This is a genomic window from Aurantimonas sp. A2-1-M11 (assembly GCF_036549475.1).
Lineage (GTDB): Bacteria > Pseudomonadota > Alphaproteobacteria > Rhizobiales > Rhizobiaceae > Aurantimonas.
On sequence record NZ_JAZHLI010000197.1, the window covers coordinates 1 to 1,226 of the forward strand.

General features: G+C 60.3%; 1 protein-coding gene. It reads right to left on the bottom strand.

All coding sequences use genetic code 11. The features are described 5' to 3' along the window. Positions 1–106: 106 nt before the first annotated feature. Positions 107–673, bottom strand: a complete 567-nt coding sequence (locus VQ042_RS25595) for a hypothetical protein (protein ID WP_331823051.1) — start codon at positions 671–673, stop codon at positions 107–109. Positions 674–1,226 lie beyond the last annotated feature (553 nt).

Here is a 1,226-nt window from a genome sequence, read left to right on the forward strand (position 1 = left end):
TTGAGCGATGATCCGTTCGTTAGCCTGCCAGCCGTGGCACGCTGATCAATCCGGCTTGGCCGGAACCGCTCGGCCATCGCCGTCAGCTACACCACATGGTGGGACACTATCCGCACAGCTCTGCCGTCGTCCACTCGGTCGGCCGCAGGCCGCAGTGCGGGCCGAGCCTCAGGATCAGTCGGAGTTGCTCACCGGTCCGGCTCGCGAGAGACTCCGCTCGTTGAACGAGGGTATCGCGCGCAGCTTCGGTAATCGTCTTGGCGCGCCGGTGCCCGCATCGGACCGGCCCCTCTCCTCGCGGGATAAACGGCAAGGTCTCGCCCTGGTCGTTTCCAGGAACAAAGAGCGTACGGGCAACCTCCTCGACATCTTCCTCCGTCATTTCGCTGCGATTCCACAACACGCGCGCATGATGGAGGACTGCCGCCTTGTAGTTGCGATAGGACCCGTAGCGGATCTCAGGGGCCCGGCTTCGTACGTGCGACGCGACGTCGAAGATAGAAGGCTCACGCCCCAGAGCCCTGGCGGTCGAGACGGCCAGATACGTGTAGCGCGTGTCGTAGTCGTCGCTGGTCTTGCGAGACCGAGTTCGGATACGGCCGGCGAGGTCCGGGCGCGCCAGGCATAGGGGGTACGGACGACGACCGTGGTGATCATCTGAGCAATTGGGCATCCAGTCCTCCTATGTTACAAAGCGGGAGGACTATCGATGGGAAGGCTGAAAGTTAGAAGCAGCCCTCACACAACGAATGGGGGGTCAGGCCCGGGTGCCGCGGACTCTGCCTGCAGGAGCAGGAAGAGCCGGTTCGGATGTTCTATAAGTTGTGTTTCGGAATATTATACCGCTCTAGATTGCAGTTAAGTTGCCCCCGGGTCGGCGACGAGTTGCGGATCGGCGTTTGAAAATCCCAAACTCCTGTTACCACATGCCGGAGCCGTGTTTTCTCCGCGCGGAAAAGTGTTACGAATTTGGGCGATCGTGTTAAATTGCGGGGAGATTGCGTTAGCGGATCCCGAAGGAGGCGTTATGCGGTTTTCGCGGTGCTATTCGTAGCTTAATGATACTGTACCAAGGTTGCAGGGGACGCGGGACGGCACTCGGCAGCAGACAAAGCTAGTGGATTGACCGGAACGAAAGAGTCCGGTGTGGGATTCACATCGGTGTGCTCGCATGCGAGTCTGCTGCATGCGCACAGGGGTTACCATTTCGGTCTCCGCCGCCGATC

Coding starts and splice junctions, on each gene's coding strand:
- VQ042_RS25595 (WP_331823051.1), bottom strand. CDS start 673: ATGCCCAATTGCTCAGATGATCACCACGGTCGTCGTCCGTACCCCCTA.